Annotated in this window: 14 protein-coding genes; 1 reads left to right on the top strand and 13 read right to left on the bottom strand. The window is 41.3% G+C overall.

Translation table 11 applies throughout. The annotated features are described in order from the left end of the window. Nucleotides 1–71 precede the first annotated feature (71 nt). The 10 genes from Q8W26_RS14745 to Q8W26_RS14700 all read right to left on the bottom strand — a co-directional run bounded on the left by Q8W26_RS14745 (nucleotide 72) and on the right by Q8W26_RS14700 (nucleotide 11,015). Nucleotides 72–464 (bottom strand): hypothetical protein, encoded by a 393-nt coding sequence (locus tag Q8W26_RS14745; RefSeq protein WP_305473690.1) that lies wholly within the window; start codon nucleotides 462–464, stop codon nucleotides 72–74. 175 nt (nucleotides 465–639) lie between these two features. Beyond that, on the bottom strand, nucleotides 640–1,671 hold the full coding sequence (locus Q8W26_RS14740) for a hypothetical protein (RefSeq protein WP_305473689.1): 1,032 nt from the start codon (nucleotides 1,669–1,671) through the stop codon (nucleotides 640–642). A 333-nt stretch (nucleotides 1,672–2,004) separates the two neighbouring features. Then, nucleotides 2,005–3,726 carry a flotillin family protein gene (locus Q8W26_RS14735; protein WP_370694289.1) on the bottom strand — a complete coding sequence of 574 codons (1,722 nt, stop codon included), beginning with the start codon at nucleotides 3,724–3,726 and terminating at the stop codon, nucleotides 2,005–2,007. Nucleotides 3,727–3,785: 59 nt separating this feature from the next. Further along, nucleotides 3,786–4,427, bottom strand: coding sequence for a YqiJ family protein (locus Q8W26_RS14730; protein WP_101214868.1), 642 nt, complete (start codon nucleotides 4,425–4,427; stop codon nucleotides 3,786–3,788). Nucleotides 4,428–4,501: 74 nt separating this feature from the next. Continuing rightward, nucleotides 4,502–5,335 (bottom strand): class I SAM-dependent methyltransferase, encoded by an 834-nt coding sequence (locus tag Q8W26_RS14725; protein ID WP_101214869.1) that lies wholly within the window; start codon nucleotides 5,333–5,335, stop codon nucleotides 4,502–4,504. Next, nucleotides 5,332–7,278 (bottom strand): ATP-dependent DNA helicase RecQ, encoded by a 1,947-nt coding sequence (locus tag Q8W26_RS14720; protein ID WP_101214870.1) that lies wholly within the window; start codon nucleotides 7,276–7,278, stop codon nucleotides 5,332–5,334. Before Q8W26_RS14720 ends, Q8W26_RS14725 begins: the two co-directional genes overlap by 4 nt. A gap of 28 nt (nucleotides 7,279–7,306) precedes the next feature. Beyond that, nucleotides 7,307–7,885 carry a hypothetical protein gene (locus tag Q8W26_RS14715; protein ID WP_370694288.1) on the bottom strand — a complete coding sequence of 193 codons (579 nt, stop codon included), beginning with the start codon at nucleotides 7,883–7,885 and terminating at the stop codon, nucleotides 7,307–7,309. 31 nt (nucleotides 7,886–7,916) lie between these two features. After that, nucleotides 7,917–9,494, bottom strand: a complete 1,578-nt coding sequence (gshA, locus tag Q8W26_RS14710; protein WP_305473685.1) for a glutamate--cysteine ligase — start codon at nucleotides 9,492–9,494, stop codon at nucleotides 7,917–7,919. Nucleotides 9,495–9,626: 132 nt separating this feature from the next. After that, entirely contained in the window at nucleotides 9,627–10,034 is a 408-nt protein-coding gene (locus tag Q8W26_RS14705) for a YqaA family protein (protein WP_101214871.1), read from the bottom strand. A 9-nt stretch (nucleotides 10,035–10,043) separates the two neighbouring features. Further along, nucleotides 10,044–11,015, bottom strand: a complete 972-nt coding sequence (locus Q8W26_RS14700; protein WP_101214872.1) for an NADP-dependent oxidoreductase — start codon at nucleotides 11,013–11,015, stop codon at nucleotides 10,044–10,046. 364 nt (nucleotides 11,016–11,379) lie between these two features. Between Q8W26_RS14700 and Q8W26_RS14695 the strand changes: the two genes are divergently transcribed. After that, complete coding sequence (locus Q8W26_RS14695) at nucleotides 11,380–12,729, top strand: hypothetical protein (RefSeq protein WP_101214873.1); 1,350 nt, start codon at nucleotides 11,380–11,382, stop codon at nucleotides 12,727–12,729. Between the two features lie 87 nt (nucleotides 12,730–12,816). Here the strand turns inward: Q8W26_RS14695 and Q8W26_RS14690 are convergent, their stop codons facing one another. The 3 genes from Q8W26_RS14690 to Q8W26_RS14680 are packed head-to-tail and all read right to left on the bottom strand — an operon-like array spanning nucleotide 12,817 to nucleotide 16,019. After that, nucleotides 12,817–13,950: a sodium ion-translocating decarboxylase subunit beta gene (locus tag Q8W26_RS14690; protein ID WP_101214874.1), complete on the bottom strand. Its 1,134-nt coding sequence runs from the start codon at nucleotides 13,948–13,950 to the stop codon at nucleotides 12,817–12,819. 9 nt (nucleotides 13,951–13,959) lie between these two features. After that, nucleotides 13,960–15,750 carry a sodium-extruding oxaloacetate decarboxylase subunit alpha gene (oadA, locus tag Q8W26_RS14685; protein WP_101214875.1) on the bottom strand — a complete coding sequence of 597 codons (1,791 nt, stop codon included), beginning with the start codon at nucleotides 15,748–15,750 and terminating at the stop codon, nucleotides 13,960–13,962. A 35-nt stretch (nucleotides 15,751–15,785) separates the two neighbouring features. After that, entirely contained in the window at nucleotides 15,786–16,019 is a 234-nt protein-coding gene (locus Q8W26_RS14680) for an OadG family transporter subunit (RefSeq protein WP_101214876.1), read from the bottom strand. Between the last annotated feature and the right edge of the window lie 1,055 nt (nucleotides 16,020–17,074).

Here is a 17,074-nt window from a genome sequence, read left to right as displayed (position 1 = left end):
TCAAGTGGATAAATAGTGAGGTTATTATTCTAAAAGCCCATTAACATTGGTAGGTGGGGTTAATTGACCGCTTACTTATCTAATTCATCTTTGCGAGCTATACCTTGTTTTTCAGATTCAATATATTGTTCATATATCTCCGATAATTTGCTATCTGAGGAAATAAGGTATGAAATATTGAAAGGAAGCTTTGGGCACTTTTCTTTCAGATCAGATACATAAAAATATATCAATAGACTTGCAGTAACTAATGCAGTTAATGGAAGGAATAAGAAGCTTAATGTAACTTCTACTTCGGCGAACTTTGTCGCTTGTGCAATAAGTACCCCTGTAATAGAGCCCCCACTGCCTAATAAAAATATTTGCTTTGCTTTACCTTTTAAACTACAAACGGCAAAGCTTATCCCCCAACCGAATGGAACTCCCATAACAATAGATAACACAATTGGATAATACTCTTCCATTAATATGCTTACTCCTTTAAAAATATGACACCCTGTTAAGAGGCCGATAAAAATAATAGGACAGGCTTAAAATACTCTCTGTCACATTGAACCACTTTTTCGACTCAATGTGACATTCACTCCAATCCACGATTTTTTTCCTGTCCTAATTTGTCCTATAATTTGCTTTAAATACCTATGGTTGAGGATCTAATTTCATTGTTGTTTTTGGTAGTAGCTCTACAACTGAACGACTCCCTCCACTATTGTTTTGTGAAGCCTCATGTTTTACATAGCCGGTATCTTGAGGTGAGAAAATACAACAAGATGCATGATTTAATACAATATCTTTGCTTTCATCAGATGCAGCGGAATCCGTTAAAGCGGTATAAGTCATTAAAGCATTTTGTCGGTGCTTATTAACAATAGCATTGTGTTTATGCGATAAGAAATTTTTAGATGAAAGGAAAAGCATATATGCAATTACACCAAAAATTAATACCTTACTTGTAACCAATTGAACTGATTGAATTGCATCAGTAGGTTGAATCCAAGACCACTTGTGAAAGAAAATACTTAAAAATGCATATCCGCCAAGTAGCCATGCGAGTTTCATTGTTCTTTCGCGCCATGCCTCAGCTAACTCATCATGTGCTTCAGATTCTTCTTTGAAGTATATAGCTTGCTGAGAAACACCTTGTTCAGCAGCGACTTTACGCACGTCAGCTAAAACATTTTGAGCTTGGTCTTGATGTTCATTAAGTTGCCCTGTGATCACACCAGCTTCATCTTTTACACTCTGAAGCATTGCCCTAGCTTCATTTTCCATTCGTTGGAAATCTACAGCTTTACTTGTGCCATATGAAATAAACGGAAATAACTTTTGAAAAGCAGGGTCATAGGCTACTGTAACTTGCTTGATAATATTGTCTCGCGGTAGCGTCGGATTTTGATTTTGAACTGTAGTCGGATCAAAATCTAATGCCTGTTGAAAACGATTAAAATCAGCATCTGCCTGCTGCTTTATTTGCACAAGTATTGCGTCAGGAAAATCTTCTAAAGTTGACAAGCCTAATTGGTTATAAAGCCTTATCAATTTTGAAGCTGGAGCAATAATTGCGGAAAAATCAAAATTGCGCCCAAGCTCTTCTTCTCTAGCTAAACTTTTCGGATCAAAAGCTTGCATCCGCGAAAGTGATTCTTGTGTTTCTTCCAATTGACTCATCATTTCCTCCATTATTGATTAAGGCATTTAACATTATATTATGTAACGATCGTAGTTATTACAGCTATCACAGAAGCTTAAAATTCAAGTTAATATTTATATATCCTGCTATTTCCTAAGCAAACCTAAACTACTTCCAATTTAAAAACATGATTACAACTTTCGGTTGAAAAAATTATACATTACCAATCAAGAATATAATCTTATACTTTTGTTCTTTTTAGGGAAAAAACGAGCGTTACTATACGGTCATAGTAACGCTCATCTTGATGCTGATTTAGTAGCATTCAACGATTCTATTTATAATAGATAACCGTCGGTTAGCGTTACTACTCGCTATACATGCTCACCATTAACAGGCTTCGAACCATTAACAGGCGTTGGCACTTTCGATTGCTTTACCACGTCACGGGCTTCACTGACTAATGAGTTATTACCGGATAATAAATCATTAAGGTTGCCACCGTCTTTATCAACTAAGCCGAGTTCTTGTAACATCGCATCAATCACTGGCGCATTGGCGCGGTAATTAAGCGCTGCACTGGTGATCTGCTCAGCGATACCGCCTTGAGAAACGCTATTACCGTTAGCACTGCCACCTTGAGCGGCCGTGTTACCATAACCTTGTAGGATCTTAATGCTGTCAATGTTTTCTAGTGGTTTAACCGAGTTTGCGATCATTTCAGGTAATGACTTAAGGATTGCCAGTGATTTTTGTAGTTCAATTTGCTCATCACGTAAGGTATTTTCTGCTTCATAAAGCGCTTGCTTACCATCCGCTTCAACGGCATAAATCTTCTCATCTGCTTGCGCTTGCAGCATTTTAGCGTCAGCACTTGATTTCGCTTCGATTAATACCGCAGAGGCTTTATCTTCCGCAGCACGTTTTTCTGCATCGGCTTGCACGGTAATACTCACCGCTTCACGTTCTGCTTCTTTACGCGCATCAATCACTTCAATTTCTTTGCTACGATTAGCTTGTGCTACTTGCCTTGCCGTAACAACCGCTTCTTCTTTTTCAACTTTACTCTTTTCTGCTTCAGCGGCTTTAGCACGTGCTGCTGACTCTGCTTCCGACTTCTCTGCAACCGCAATTTGTTTGTCTTGTTCAGCTACTTCAATATCACGCTGCTGCTGAATACGCGCTTCCTCAAGGAATTTACGTTTCGCAATTTCCTGCGCTTCAATTTCACGGCTCTTGATCAGCTCGGCTAATTCAACGGCTTTTTGTTTAGAGATTTCCGCTTCGCGCTCTTCTTTTTCTTTAAGCTCACGCGTTTTTGCAATCTCCGCTTTTTGTTCAACACGTTTAAATTCAAGTACCTGCTCTTGAATTAGGCGCACTTCCTCTTCTTCTTTTTTGATCTCAAGTGACTGGCGCTCGGCGTCTAAGTTACGACGTTCTATTTGAACACGGTTCTCTTGCTCAATATCATTGGTTTCTTTACGCTTCTCTTCGATAATTTTAGCCAGTCTTGCACGACCTTCGGCGTCAAACGCATTATTTTCATTAAAGAAGCGTAGATCGGTTTGGTCAAAGCCAGTTAGGGAAACAGACTCAAGCTCTAGACCATTCTTTTCTAAATCATTGGCCACACTTTGCTGCACTTTTTGTACAAAATCAGCACGCTGCTCATGCATTTCGGTCATTGTCATCTCGGCAGCCACAGCACGCAGCACATCGACAAACTTAGACTCCATTAATTTCTTAACTTCATCAGCACGCATTGTTCGCGTACCTAAGGTTTGTGCAGCCATCGAAATCCCTTCACTGTGCGGTGCAACGCGCAGGTAAAAGTCAGATTTCACATCAACACGCATGCGATCTTTGGTGATTAAGGCATCTTTTTCAATCTTTTCCACTTCAATACGCAGGGTATTCATATTCACGGGAATGGTTTCATGCAGTACAGGCAAGCAGATAGCACCGCCGTCTTTTACCACGCGCTCACCACCTAAACCCGTACGTACAAAGGCAACTTCCTTAGTCGCGCGTACGTAAAGTTTGGCAAAAATAAGGCCAATAGTAATTAACGCAATAAGACCAACAGCAACCATAATAATAATGAAGGTTGTGTTTTCATCTAAATTTTCCATAATATAATTCTCTTGTTATTTTATTGAGTAAATCTAACCCCAATCCAATGGGTCTCTGTTTTTTCAACCAACACAACCTGCTCTCCTTGCTTAAAGGTCTCTGCTTCGTCCTCTGGGGCAAGTAGAACATAATGTTTTTGTTTGAATTTATCGGTTAATACCGCTTCAGCAGGGCTATCAAAACGCGCCCGGCCAATAGTGATTTGAGCAATTAAGCCGTTAAAGCTATCGTTAGACATAGCCGACGACTCATTTTTAGGTAAAAGGCGAGATAACGGGCCACCAATCAGGTGCGTGGCATAAGCAGCAACAAGCAAACTAGCGCTATAGGCTAGCCAACCACTGATAACATAGTCAGCCTTGGTCAATGCAATATAGTTAATCGTTAAGCCAATCACACCAAAGCAAGTAAGATATAAAACAAGCCATACTAACAGTGGTAAACGGTTTAGAAATAGCCAAGCTAAAATGGGGGTCAAGCCACCGGAAGGGAGCTCGATATCGGCATCAACGTCTAAATCAATTGGGGAAAGTTGGTCAAGGAGATTCATCAGGCTTAGCCCAATGACAAGGCCGATACCTTCGAGAAAAGCAATGGCCAGAACTAGGCCTAAGGCAATGGAAAAGCCAGTATTAATATCAAGAAATAAGAATTCAACCATTTGATTCAACGTCCTTTTTAAATCGTTATGATACGTTAGTTTAAAATGGCCGTTAAATCAAATGAAAATATGCACTAATGCGCTGCTTTATTGTTCAACCAAAACTGCCATTGTTGTTCAAAATTTAGCATCTGCTGGTGACGTTTTGACGCATGATGAGCTGCTAAGTCTTGCTGAGTAAGGATCGGACCCACTCGGCACATCGCACAAAATGAGCTTTCGGTTGTAGCTGACTTTTTAAGATAGTTAGGCAGGGTGACGTTTGCAACTGACTGATCATCGCATTGGGAAACATCATCATAAATATCACTCCAATAATAACTAAACGCTTCGGTATGTTTAACAAACTTATCGCGATCAACATTACGCAACTGGTAGCCAGGAAAGTCGGCAAAGGAGAATGTTTGCTGCCCTAAGTAGTTAATCTCGGTACTCGCGTTTAATGATTGCTCAATGTTCCATTGGCGATAAGGTTTCACATCTTTAGAGGTAATAATCGCTAGTCTTGCACCATTGGCTGACAGAAAGTACTTAAAGGCATGGACTAAATATTGATGTAACAACGCTCTGTTTAGGGTATTACTGCTTTGCTGTTGCTGCCCATTAGCGAGTTGCTTGGTTTTGTCATTGGGTAATAATGGAAACTGAAAGATAACCACATCAAAATCAGTGAGGTTAAGTCCCTGCCAGCTACTTGGCTTAGTCACATCAAACCCCGTTAACACCTGACACGAACGTTGTTGCAGGCGCTGATAATGCTTTAGGCCATATTTATTCTCGAGTGTCGTCAGATCATCGTAAATGGTGGCCGTTAAATGGCGAGGCTTATGATGCGCTAATAGGGCTGCTGAAAAGGCGAGATCACCATCACCAACGGTTAACACGCGCCAACTGGGGTTAATCTTCATCCTGTGAACTCAGTATTTAAGTGCCCTTGCACCCAATCACGCACTTCGGCAAACGGGTAGTGCTCTAATCGTGAAAAACCGGATTGAGAGCGCGCTTTTATCTTAGTAAACAATGGGGTGGTTAAACCGCATAAAAAGCGAGTAAGGAGAACTGCTGTTACTGGGTGTTTTCGTTGCTGTAATAACTCAACTACAGGTAAACACAATTCACTAAATTGCCATTGTGACAACGGTGGCAACGCCGCTGGTGCTGGTAACTGCGCTACTTGACCATGGCAAACACTACAATGCCCACAAGATCCCTTGACACTGTCATCGGAAAAATAGGTCGCCAAGCGTTGTGATAAACAACGCTCGCTGGCAAAGAAGTTAACGAGTTGCTCAATCCGTTTGATTTCACTGTGTTCTTTTTGCAAAAATTTAGTACTTAGCTTTTCGGTGAGTTGCTCAGGGTTTATCGGCTGAGTTGTCACCTGATAAACTTGGGTTAATTGCTTCGTTTGTAAAGTAATTGCCCCATGTGATTCAAGGTAATCAAGGGCACTTAACACACGAGAGCGCTCACACGGGTAATTAGCCTCAAGCTTGGCAAAGTCTAACGTTGACCATAAGCGCGCCTTATTAGAGCTGGTAAAAATTGCCTGAATAAACTGCGCCCGCTCCCCGCTAAACTTAGCGAGAATTTCCTGCTCACTGAGTAAAAATTTATATTTATATTCAGCAAAAAAGCTATATAGCGGTTTAACCACTTGTAATAGTTCCAAGTACACCAGCAAGGTTTTTAAGCTCAGCACGCGAATATTTGCATCACTTGAAAGTTGGTTATCAATGACTTCCCACGATAGCCCTTGCTGCTGCGCCTGTTGAATTTGCTCCAACACCACCGCAATAGCCGATGCTTCTGGGGTATCAGCATAAACAAAGTTTTCTAATACCGTCAGGTTGTCGCGATTGGCTAGTACCAAACAATCGGCGGCTAAGCCATCTCGCCCTGCACGGCCAATCTCTTGCGCGTAGTTCTCTATCGATTTTGGCATATCGAAATGTGCGACAAACCGTATATCACTTTTATCAATCCCCATCCCAAATGCAATAGTGGCGACAATAATTTGCCCGGAACTTTGCATAAATTGACTGACGATTTGCTGGCGCACTTCATGATCTAGCCCGGCATGATAAGCGGTCGCATTCAGCCCTTGTTGCTGTAACTGCGCTGCAAGTTGCTCTGCGGTTTTTTGTAACGTGACATAGACAATTCCGCTGTGCTGCTGCCTTGCTTGCAACCAAGGTAGCAGCACATCGAGGCGTTTCGCACTAGGAACTCCTTGAGCCGCAAGATTCAGATTGGCGCGATAAAAACCGGTTAAGGTAATATCGTTTGGACTGATGGCAAATTTTTCTCCCATATCTTTCACCACCTGACTAGTCGCTGTCGCAGTGAGTAATAGTGTTTGAGGGATTTGAAATTGCTGGCGATACTTAGGCAGCTTTAAATAATCAGGCCTAAAATTATGGCCCCATTCTGAAATACAGTGAGCCTCATCAACCACCAGCAGGGATACCGGAATGGTAGTTAAAAACTCACGAAAGCGCTCATTATTAAGACGCTCTACAGAGATCATTAGAACTTTAGTTTGGCCCGCTCGCACACTGTCCATAACTTGGCTGACCTGCTCGCGAGATAATGTCGAATCAATACTCGCAGCGGCAATACCCTTACTGTGTAAAAAGGCCAGCTGATCTTGAATAAGCGCTAATAACGGTGAAACCACTAACGTTAAATGGGGTAACTGGGTTGCGGTAAATTGATAACAAAGAGACTTTCCCGAGCCCGTTGGAAAGATTGCAGCGGCACTGCGCCCAGCTAACAGATTAGTAACAACACTTTTTTGTCCGCCTCTAAACGTTGAAAAGCCAAACGTTTGTTCAAGTAACTGTTCCATTGCTGCTCCCGTTAGCTAGCAAGCCAACCTACCACCAGCTACTTGATAGGTTGTCTTTACATTTTTTGTATTGCCCAGCATAACGTTTAGCACGGGATTCAACTTTACGCGCAACTTTTTTTAGCCAAGGTTTTTTATTATAAGATTTACGTTTGTAACCGCCCCAACCTTCATGGTAATTGAGGTATTGACCATAAGCGTTCCACTTTGAAACACCGTTGATCCGATGAGTCTTATAGATAAACCAGCCCATGAAGTCCATCGCATCATCAAACTCATTGCGATCGCTCCAGCTATTCCCCGTTTCCCTAACATAATCTTGCCAAGTCATGGTCTTCGCTTGGGCATAGCCATAAGCAGAACTAGCTCGGCCGTAAGGAATAAAGCCCCAAAAATAGCGCATCGGCGGTCTTGCTTCAGCCTTAAATGAGCTTTCTTGATACATCATCGCAATAGGGATATGGACAGGAACACCCCATTTCTCTTTCGCATCGAGTGCAGCCTCATGCCAATGCTCATGTTCCTTGAAAATAGCACAAATATTTTCTGGGTTGGCCGGCGGCGACGTACTGCAACCCGCAGTCATAAACGCCAATGTGATGGCAATAACGGCTACAAGCTTTGGCTGTTTTTTAAATTTAAGCACGCGCATCATTAAAGTATTGCTCTAAGTATTGACTAAAACTGATGCTATCGGCTTGTTCAATATCACGCTGTTGCTTATGAGACAGTTCAGCCTGTTGCAACAGTGATTGATAAGAAATGGCTTGGTAATCACCCGCACTTAATTGTTCTCTAAATTTCTTCGCTTGCTCGATACCAAATGGCGTGTTGTCTAAGTTGTCCTGTTTTAGCTTAGCCATCAGTTGGCCAGAAAACGTCGCTTGAGGATCATTGACCATCGGTGAAAACAACGCTAAACATTGCTTGTAGTCATCACCACCTAAGTGATGGTCAAACAGCTGTGCTATGGTTGTTAACGCATCAAACAATTGAGCCATCCACGCTTTGAGTTCAACTTCTTGACCTGATTGCATCAGATTAAGCGCTGGATCGCGGCCTTGGAGGATTACTTTATTTAAGTTATCCACTTTCTCTTGCCGCTGCTCTTGGCTCATCGGCTTATCTTGCCATAATAAACAGTGGACTAAGAATAAGTCCAAGAAACGAATTTGATCTTTGGTGATCCCGATATCGGCAAATGGGTTGATATCTAATGAACGTACTTCAATATATTCAACACCACCCGCTTTTAAAGCTTGAGACGGTGTTTGCCCCGAGTCAGCGACGCGTTTAGGTCGAATTGGCGCATAGAGTTCATTTTCAATTTGCAATACATTACTATTTAACTGGCTATAAACCCCGTCTTGTTCGATGCCAATTTCTGCAAACTTCAGTGACGGTGTGGCAATAGCTTGATTGACCGAATCGACATAGTTATCAATGTTGTTGTAACAAATCGATAAATTATCTTGTTCACTGTTGGTATATCCTAAATCGCTCAGGCGTAAACTCGTACCATAGGGTAAGTAGTATGTTCCCTGCCCCATTTTCTCGAATTCATACGGCATATCACCTTGTAAAAATGAGCCACATAGCGCGGGGGATGAGCCAAACATATAAGGGATGACCCAACCAAGACGATGAAAATTACGAATCAATGAAAAATAGCGCTCTGAACGAAAATCCGCCGTCTCATCTTGATTGTCAAAAAATGTTTGCAATAATGGCCATGCCTGATCAGACAGAGAGAAGTTAAAGTGCAAGCCAGAAATAATTTGCATCAGGCTGCCGTAACGATTTCTTAACCCTTCACGATAAACCGTTTTCATCTTGCCTACATTAGAGTCACCATACTGCGCTAATTCGATATCTTCTTCATTAGCAATGACACAAGGCATACTCATTGGCCATAACATTTCACCATCAATATTATTTAACGTATAACGGTGAACGTCTCTAAGATAAGTCACCAACTCATCAATATCCTGACTAACTGGTGTAATAAATTCCAATAATGTTTCTGCATAATCGGTGGTGATCGATGGGTGGGTTAGTGCAGACCCTAATGCCTCAGCATGAGGTTTGGTCGAGAGTTTTGCATTATCATCTATTCGCAATGCCTCACGTTCAATTCCCCGTTGAATCTGAGTGAAAACAGGGGCGTATTGCGCATCCATCAGCTCGGTGATTTTGCTTTTATAACAATCAGTCAAAATACTCTCTCAAATTATCATTCATTGATAAATGGGTAGTTATCTAGCCATAGCTAGCTTAATGGTGTCGACTCTAGCACTGCTAAAAGTGTTCAACAAGTCGCGAATGTAAGCAAAAGCTTCAGCGCACCATTATTGGATAAATTTTATATAGCCCCACACCAAAATGGTGTAGCGCAATGTTTTACCTAAGCTAATCAAAATTAAGCTTGGTATGAAGCGATACTTAAAGTAGCCTGCTAGTACACACAATAGATCACCTACAAGTGGTAACCAACTAAAAATCAGTGAATACACACCATAGCGTTCAACTAAACGCGCCGCCTTTGAGTCAAGTTGCTCTGGATTTACTTTAACCCGCCCAAGATAGCCTAAGCCATAACTTGTTAATGAGCCTAAGCTATTGCCAACACTTGCAACAATAAGCATTGCAGTTACTTGAGTAGGGTGCTGCTCCACTAAATATAATAGCAGTGCTTCTGAACCACCGGGTAACAATGTCGCTGCTAAGAAGCAGCTAATGAATAACCCTAAAAGCATGAATGTGGCTTAACTAAATTCAAGAACGACTTTACCTTTAATCTCACCAGACTCTAGTGCTTGATGTGCATTAGCCGCAAGTTTAAAATCAATTATCTTAGCGATATTGAGGCGTAGTTGTTGGTTTTCAACCATCTGCACTAATTTAGTTAACTGATTTATGTCTGGGCTAACTAACATACCCTGCCCCTCAACACCTTTGTTAGCGACGCTATCGCACACTTCTGAAGCAGTAATGGTCGGCACGGTCACTAAGCGTTCAACGTTTTCAACTAACTCTAGCTGTGATATTGCAGCTACGCCGCCGACCAAATCAAACCATAAGTTAACTGTTGATAGCTGGCTAAGTGCTTGTGGTGTTTTATAGTCAATGACTTGTACGTCACCTAACGCCTCAAGCATGGGATTAGATACCGAGCTTGCAAGTGCAACAACATTGGCACCCGCTGCAAGCGCAAGTTGAACAGCTAAAAAGCCCACACTGCCACTAGCACCACTAATAACGACCGTCTCACCAGCGATTAAATTTCCATGACTGAATAATCCTTGCATCGCCGTTAAGCCAATTAACGGTAAAGCAGCCAAGTCACTGCTAGCTTGCCCACTGACTTTTATAATGTCTTTACTCTCAACACTGACATATTCGCCATAGGCTCCGGCGTTTAATGGAAAACCCACCATCCCCAAGACTTTATCACCTACGTTAAAACCCTCGACATCATCAGCAACAGCAACAACTTCGCCAAGGCAATCATAACCTAGAACCATCGGGAGTTTGTCCGCATTTTGTTGGGCTGCCCACCCGAGGCCAGCACGCGTTTTGTAATCGATGGGATTAATGGACGCAGCATTGCTTTTTACAAGCACCTGTCCAGCGTCAAGTTGTGGTAAGGGTAATTGCATAAGAGTTAATACTTCAGCAGCGCCAAACTCTTTTATTGCCATTGCATTAAATTGACTAGGTAAACAATTGTCTGACATAACACTGTGCCTCTTTCAAACATTTTGGTAAAGTTAGCTAAATTACCTACTATGATAATCGAATCATGATAACAAAAATATTTTTATTGCCACTAATTCTCTGTTTGGTCTGGGCTTTGTATTTAAATGCTAATGGCTGGAGTTTAAAACAAGGTAAAAAAGGCTTTATATACATCCTAGGCATTGGCGGCACAATTGCAGCCTACCTCAGCTTAATGTTGTGGTTGACCTAAACGAGAAGTTCAAGTCTGTTAGCTAAAGCTCAGTTAGACTAATGACAACGATGAAATCAACCATTAATTACAGTTAGTCCTTCCCTGTACGGATATAATAGCTCCAATTTATAACGGAATATTTACACTCTATGAAAAACTTAAACAAAACTCTGATTGCTGCAACAGTAACAGCCCTGCTTGTTGGCTGTGGTGGTGGAGGCTCTGGCTCAAGCTCAACGCCTGGAAATAACACCAAAGAATATACTTTTGATCTTACCGTTAGCACCACCAATCAATGTGGAGAGTCACAAGCGGTTCCAAATGTCGAAGTGCTACTTCAAGATGCCAACTGGGATGTCATTTCAACTCACCAAACAGACGAGTTGGGTCAAATTTCGATTGTCACCACTCAAAGCATAATTAACTATTCAGTAGTGAGTCCAAGTTATAACGGTGATAATTTAAAAGATCTTAATATTTACAGCTACGCCAATATCAGCTCTAGCATCAATGCAGCATTAACCCTCGATAGGGCAGCGTTAGCCGATAACACAAATTGTCAGTGTGTTACGCAAGATATTGAATTGGCACATACCAGCTTAGATGAATTAACACTAGCAGGGACGTCAGCGGGCACAGTTACTGCCGAGCTTGTAGATGATAGAACTACACTATTTAAAGATGTGGAAGTTTGCCGTGTCGCCGATGGCGAGTGGCCAACTCATTCATTTTTTGTCCAAGGGCCAAGCGGCTCGGATGAGTTAATTGGTCGCACAGAAATCACCAATGATTTTACTCAACCCGAGCAAGGCAATTTACAATTAATTTCTTTTGATTCAGCAATAACAACAGGTATCGCAGCCACGCAGTTTGATGAGTTAACGACAGGGCAATTATTTGCTGATAACTTACATTTCTTAACCACATCGCCAGAACTGACAGAAAGCGTATTGTTATTTGAAACTCACAGTCACAGTGATGATGCTCGCTTCTACTCACAGGGTAAAAATAACCACGTAGATGCAGATTCACTCTTTGGTACATTTCAAGTTTCAAGTACTCATTCGCTCTATGCAGCGCAGCATGACACGCTGTTAAATCTATCACCTGAAGCAGAAATGCCAGACATTGATACAGGATTTTTTACTGAGTTCAATGGTGATGGCAGTTATGATTTTTCTGCCGTTGCAGACTACCCAATGGTCAGCATTACCAGCCATTACCGTGTCGTAGACGAGAGCAATAACACCTTTGTTCCAATTCGCTGGACCTTTGTCGGTGAGACCTCAGGCACGCTACCAACGGCCAAGTCATTACCCGATTATAAATCTTTAGTTAATGCAGAAACTAAAGTGAGTAGTAGTGAGGTCATTCTATATAAAAGCGAACTAGCCAATAACTACGCGGCTCTCAGCACAGCGCTACTAAAAGAAGAAAAATACAATAGTTCAGGACCATTAAGTAATTTACATCAGCATCATATCTTTTTCTCTAAATAGCCACGATAAAATGACCTAACAAATAAAAAGGCAGCTAAAATAAATTAGCTGCCTTTTTTATCACTGAACATTTAGTGTTATTTATGCTTAGCCGCCAACGATAGCCAGTAAGATACCAGCAGCAACAGCCGACCCTAGAACACCTGCCACATTTGGACCCATTGCATGCATCAATAGGAAGTTATGCGGATTCGCCTCTAAACCGACTTTATTTACAACACGGGCTGCCATTGGAACCGCAGATACACCCGCAGCGCCAAGGAGTGGGTTAATCGGTGATTTAGAGAAACGCCCCATCACCTTCGCCATCATTACACCTGATGCCGTACCGATACTAAATGCCACAGCACCTAGTGCTAAAATACCTAGTGTTTCCACTGATAAGAACGATTCAGCCGATAGTTTCGAACCAACTGCTAAGCCTAAGAAGATGGTTACGATATTGATTAACTCGTTTTGTGCTGTTGAGCTTAAACGATCAACTACACCCGATTCGCGCATCAAGTTACCTAAACAGAACATACCTACAAGCGGTGTTGCTGCTGGCAAGAACAGAATTGTTAAGAACAGTACCGCTAACGGGAAAATAATTTTTTCACGTTTAGATACATGACGTAACTGCTCCATTACAATTTCACGCTCTTTTGATGTCGTTAACGCTTTCATAATTGGCGGTTGGATAATTGGTACCAACGCCATGTATGAATATGCAGCTACCGCAATTGCCCCTAATAATTCTGGCGCAAGTTTAGACGCTAAGAAAATCGCAGTTGGGCCATCTGCACCACCAATAATTGCAATAGCAGACGCATCAGCTAAGCTAAATTCGAAACCTGGAACAACATTTAACGCAATTGCGCCAAATAAGGTAGCAAAGATACCAAATTGAGCAGACGCACCTAAAAACAGCATTTTAGGGTTAGCAATAAGCGCCCCAAAGTCAGTCATTGCGCCAACGCCCATGAAGATCAACAAAGGGAATATTCCGGTTTCAATACCAATATAATAGATATACCACAACACTCCACCTTCTTCGGTAAAGCCTGCCATTGGAATATTCGCTAGAATACAACCAAAACCAATGGGTAGTAATAATAATGGTTCATAACCGCGAGCTATTGCTAAAAACAATAACCCGGCACCAACTGCCATCATGATCATCTGGCCTAGCTCGAAGTTTGCTAAACCAGTGTCACGCCATAGTGTAAGTAATCCTTCCATTACTGCCTCTTAACCTATTGTCAGTAAAGCTTCGCCAACTGCAACAGCGTCACCTTCTTTTGTCATCACTTGAGCCACTGTTCCGCCAGTCACTGCACGTACTTCAGTTTCCATTTTCATTGCTTCAAGAATAATGACAACTTCACCAGCAACGACTTGCTGACCTGGCTGCACTAGCACTTTAAAGATATTACCAGCGAGTGGAGCTACTAATGGCTCAGCACTTGTTGGCGCTGCCGCTGGTGCAGGAGTTGCTGAAATTGGTGTTGCTGAACCACTCACAGGAGTGATTTCACTGATTTCACCGCCTGCTGCAACATCGACTTGATAAACTTGACCATTAACACGAACACTGTAAGTTTCTGCACCACCAGATGCTGCTGGAGTAGACGGAGCAGGTGCTGCAACTTCGTTGTCTGGATGCGGTTCAAACGCATCAGGGTTATTTCTATTCTCTAAGAATTTAAGTCCGATCTGAGGGAACAGTGCATAAGTTAATACATCATCCTCGACATTCTCACTTAACTGAATGTTTTTCTCTTTGGCTAAAGCAATTAACTCTTCACTTAACTGTTTAAACTCATCATCAATTAAATCCGCAGGACGACAAGTAATTTCTTCTGCACCATCAAGAACACGAGCTTGTAATTCAGCATTTTTAGGCGCTGCTGTTGCACCGTACTCACCTTTTAGTACGCCAGCTGTCTCTTTAGAGATGCTCTTATAACGCTCACCGGTCAATACGTTTAATACCGCTTGTGTTCCAACGATTTGCGAGGTTGGTGTCACTAGTGGAATAAAGCCAAGATCTTCACGTACTTTCGGGATTTCCAAAAGAACCTCATCCATCTTGTCGCCTGCGCCCTGCTCTTTAAGCTGGTTTTCCATGTTAGTTAACATGCCACCAGGAACTTGCGCCAGTAAAATACGTGCATCAACACCACGTAGGCTACCTTCAAACTTTTCATACTTCTTACGCACAACACGGAAGTAGGCTGCGATTTCCTCTAACAGCTCTAAATCAAGGCCTGTGTCATATTCTGTACCTTGAGTCATTGCAACCACAGTTTCTGTCGCAGTATGACCATAAGTTGAACTCATTGACGAACTTGCGGTATCTAACATATCAATATCAGCTTCAATCGCTTTTTGATAAGTCGCCGTTGATAGGCCCGTCGTTGCGTGACATTGCATGGTGATAGGTAGATCAACTGTCTTTTTAAGGCTCGTAATTAACTCATACGCATCAAACGGCTTTAATAGGCCCGCCATATCTTTAATACAAATTGAGTGAGACCCCATATCTTCAAGACGTTTAGCCATATCCAACCACATTTGTAGGTTGTGTACTGGGCTAGTCGTATAAGAAATTGTGCCTTGAGCATGTCCGCCAACGGCAACAACTGATTTAATGGCTGTTTCAAGATTGCGCACGTCATTCATTGCATCAAATACACGGAATACATCAACACCGTTCTTGTGCGCGCGCTCAACAAATTTAACTACAACATCATCAGCATAATGGCGATAGCCTAATAAGTTTTGGCCGCGTAGCAGCATTTGTTGTGGGGTATTTGGCATCGCTTTCTTTAACTCACGAATTCTATGCCAAGGATCTTCGCCTAAGTATCGAATACAAGAGTCGAAGGTAGCTCCGCCCCATGTTTCTAAAGACCAAAAGCCAACTTTATCTAGTTTATCGGCAATAGGTAACATATCTTCGAGACGGAAACGGGTCGCCAATAAAGACTGATGAGCATCTCTTAAAACCACATCGGTCAGGGCAAGACGTTTAGACATAATAACTCCTAGTTACAAAATCTTATGCGAGTAAATTATTCGCGCGATTGACGGTATTTGTGAACGGCAGCTGTAATAGCGGCAACCACATCAGGGTTGAGTGGATCATTTGTATTTGTTGGTTTAGCTGGTGCAGGAACCACCTCTTCAGGGCAAAACTTAGCCAAAAGATTAATGGCGACAACGAGTAAACCAAGAAACACAAAGACACAAACCATTCCGAGCAACATGATATTTGCTGCGGTAGCTAGCGCTTGTGAAATATCCATAAAAACACCTACATTTGTTAATAAAGAAACAAGAATTAAAACACTCAATTAAATATCAATTCACATAACACTAGACTTTAGTCACATAAAACGAATTAATATTCACAAAATCGAGATAAAAACTCTAATTTAACAAAAACACAACCTTTGCTGTACTTTGATGACACATTTATACCTGTGCTAAAAACAAGAATCAAGCAAAATTGGTAAGACAACTTACCCACCATAAAAAACAAATAAATAAACTTTTAATTTCAACAACTTAAGAAAGGCAGAAATAAAAAAGCATACTTTATGCTTACTTTTTGTTCACAAATATAAAAGCGAGATCACCCCACACAAAGTTTACGCATAGGTAAACTTCAAGAGTTAAAGTTTATAAAAACAAAAAAGAACAACTGTTAAAAAACAATAAGCTAGAGCAAGAAAGGCACTGTGAATTAAAACTAAAGCATCAAGGTTCGAAACCATCAACACCGCGAAAAGTTTACCTCCACGTAAACAATGATGATTTTTTTGTAAGCTAAAAAAGACAAAAAACTTAACCAAAATAATAAAAAAGTTTCTTTTTTAACAAAAACACAAAAACATATACTTCTTTAACTGGTTTTTTATTAACAATCTGAAGGGGGTCGAAAGTGGAACAATAGAAAAAGCTATTCATCAGGCAGGCTGAAAGCGATGAGCATGTTGAAAAGCGTTTTAAATGATAGCAGCCCCTCTTAGAAGCTGGAAATGAAGTGGCGTAATGAGTTTTTTAACTTATACCAACCCCGTTAATTAAGTGGCCAGTTTGTAACGGGTTAGAGTGCAGACTATTAATGAGATTACTTTTAAATCTAGCGTCTTGTTTACGCGTATTTTGTAAAGATGCGGTAAGGTGACTTAACTAATGAAATAGGTATAAAGTTTAATGATTAATTGAGTGAGGCTTAACAGAGTTAATATATGCAACACATGAAAAGTTTTAATAGTTATCGTACGAAAGTAACGAGACAAATTAACGATATCTTTTTAAGGTATAGGATTTTTATTTTTTGAAGGTGTTTAGATAC

Origin of the sequence: Psychrobium sp. 1_MG-2023, assembly GCF_030689115.1 — a bacterium.
Lineage (GTDB): Bacteria > Pseudomonadota > Gammaproteobacteria > Enterobacterales > Psychrobiaceae > Psychrobium.
The sequence above is the reverse complement of the archived record's forward strand: the minus strand, read 5'-3'. Positions and strand labels throughout refer to the sequence as shown.

Coding starts and splice junctions, on each gene's coding strand:
- Q8W26_RS14745 (WP_305473690.1), bottom strand. CDS start 464: ATGGAAGAGTATTATCCAATTGTGTTATCTATTGTTATGGGAGTTCCA.
- Q8W26_RS14740 (WP_305473689.1), bottom strand. CDS start 1,671: ATGATGAGTCAATTGGAAGAAACACAAGAATCACTTTCGCGGATGCAA.
- oadA (WP_101214875.1), bottom strand. CDS start 15,750: ATGTCTAAACGTCTTGCCCTGACCGATGTGGTTTTAAGAGATGCTCAT.
- Q8W26_RS14700 (WP_101214872.1), bottom strand. CDS start 11,015: ATGTCAGACAATTGTTTACCTAGTCAATTTAATGCAATGGCAATAAAA.
- Q8W26_RS14695 (WP_101214873.1), top strand. CDS start 11,380: ATGAAAAACTTAAACAAAACTCTGATTGCTGCAACAGTAACAGCCCTG.
- Q8W26_RS14735 (WP_370694289.1), bottom strand. CDS start 3,726: ATGGTTGCTGTTGGTCTTATTGCGTTAATTACTATTGGCCTTATTTTT.
- Q8W26_RS14705 (WP_101214871.1), bottom strand. CDS start 10,034: ATGCTTTTAGGGTTATTCATTAGCTGCTTCTTAGCAGCGACATTGTTA.
- Q8W26_RS14680 (WP_101214876.1), bottom strand. CDS start 16,019: ATGGATATTTCACAAGCGCTAGCTACCGCAGCAAATATCATGTTGCTC.
- Q8W26_RS14720 (WP_101214870.1), bottom strand. CDS start 7,278: ATGGAACAGTTACTTGAACAAACGTTTGGCTTTTCAACGTTTAGAGGC.
- Q8W26_RS14730 (WP_101214868.1), bottom strand. CDS start 4,427: ATGGTTGAATTCTTATTTCTTGATATTAATACTGGCTTTTCCATTGCC.
- Q8W26_RS14690 (WP_101214874.1), bottom strand. CDS start 13,950: ATGGAAGGATTACTTACACTATGGCGTGACACTGGTTTAGCAAACTTC.
- Q8W26_RS14725 (WP_101214869.1), bottom strand. CDS start 5,335: ATGAAGATTAACCCCAGTTGGCGCGTGTTAACCGTTGGTGATGGTGAT.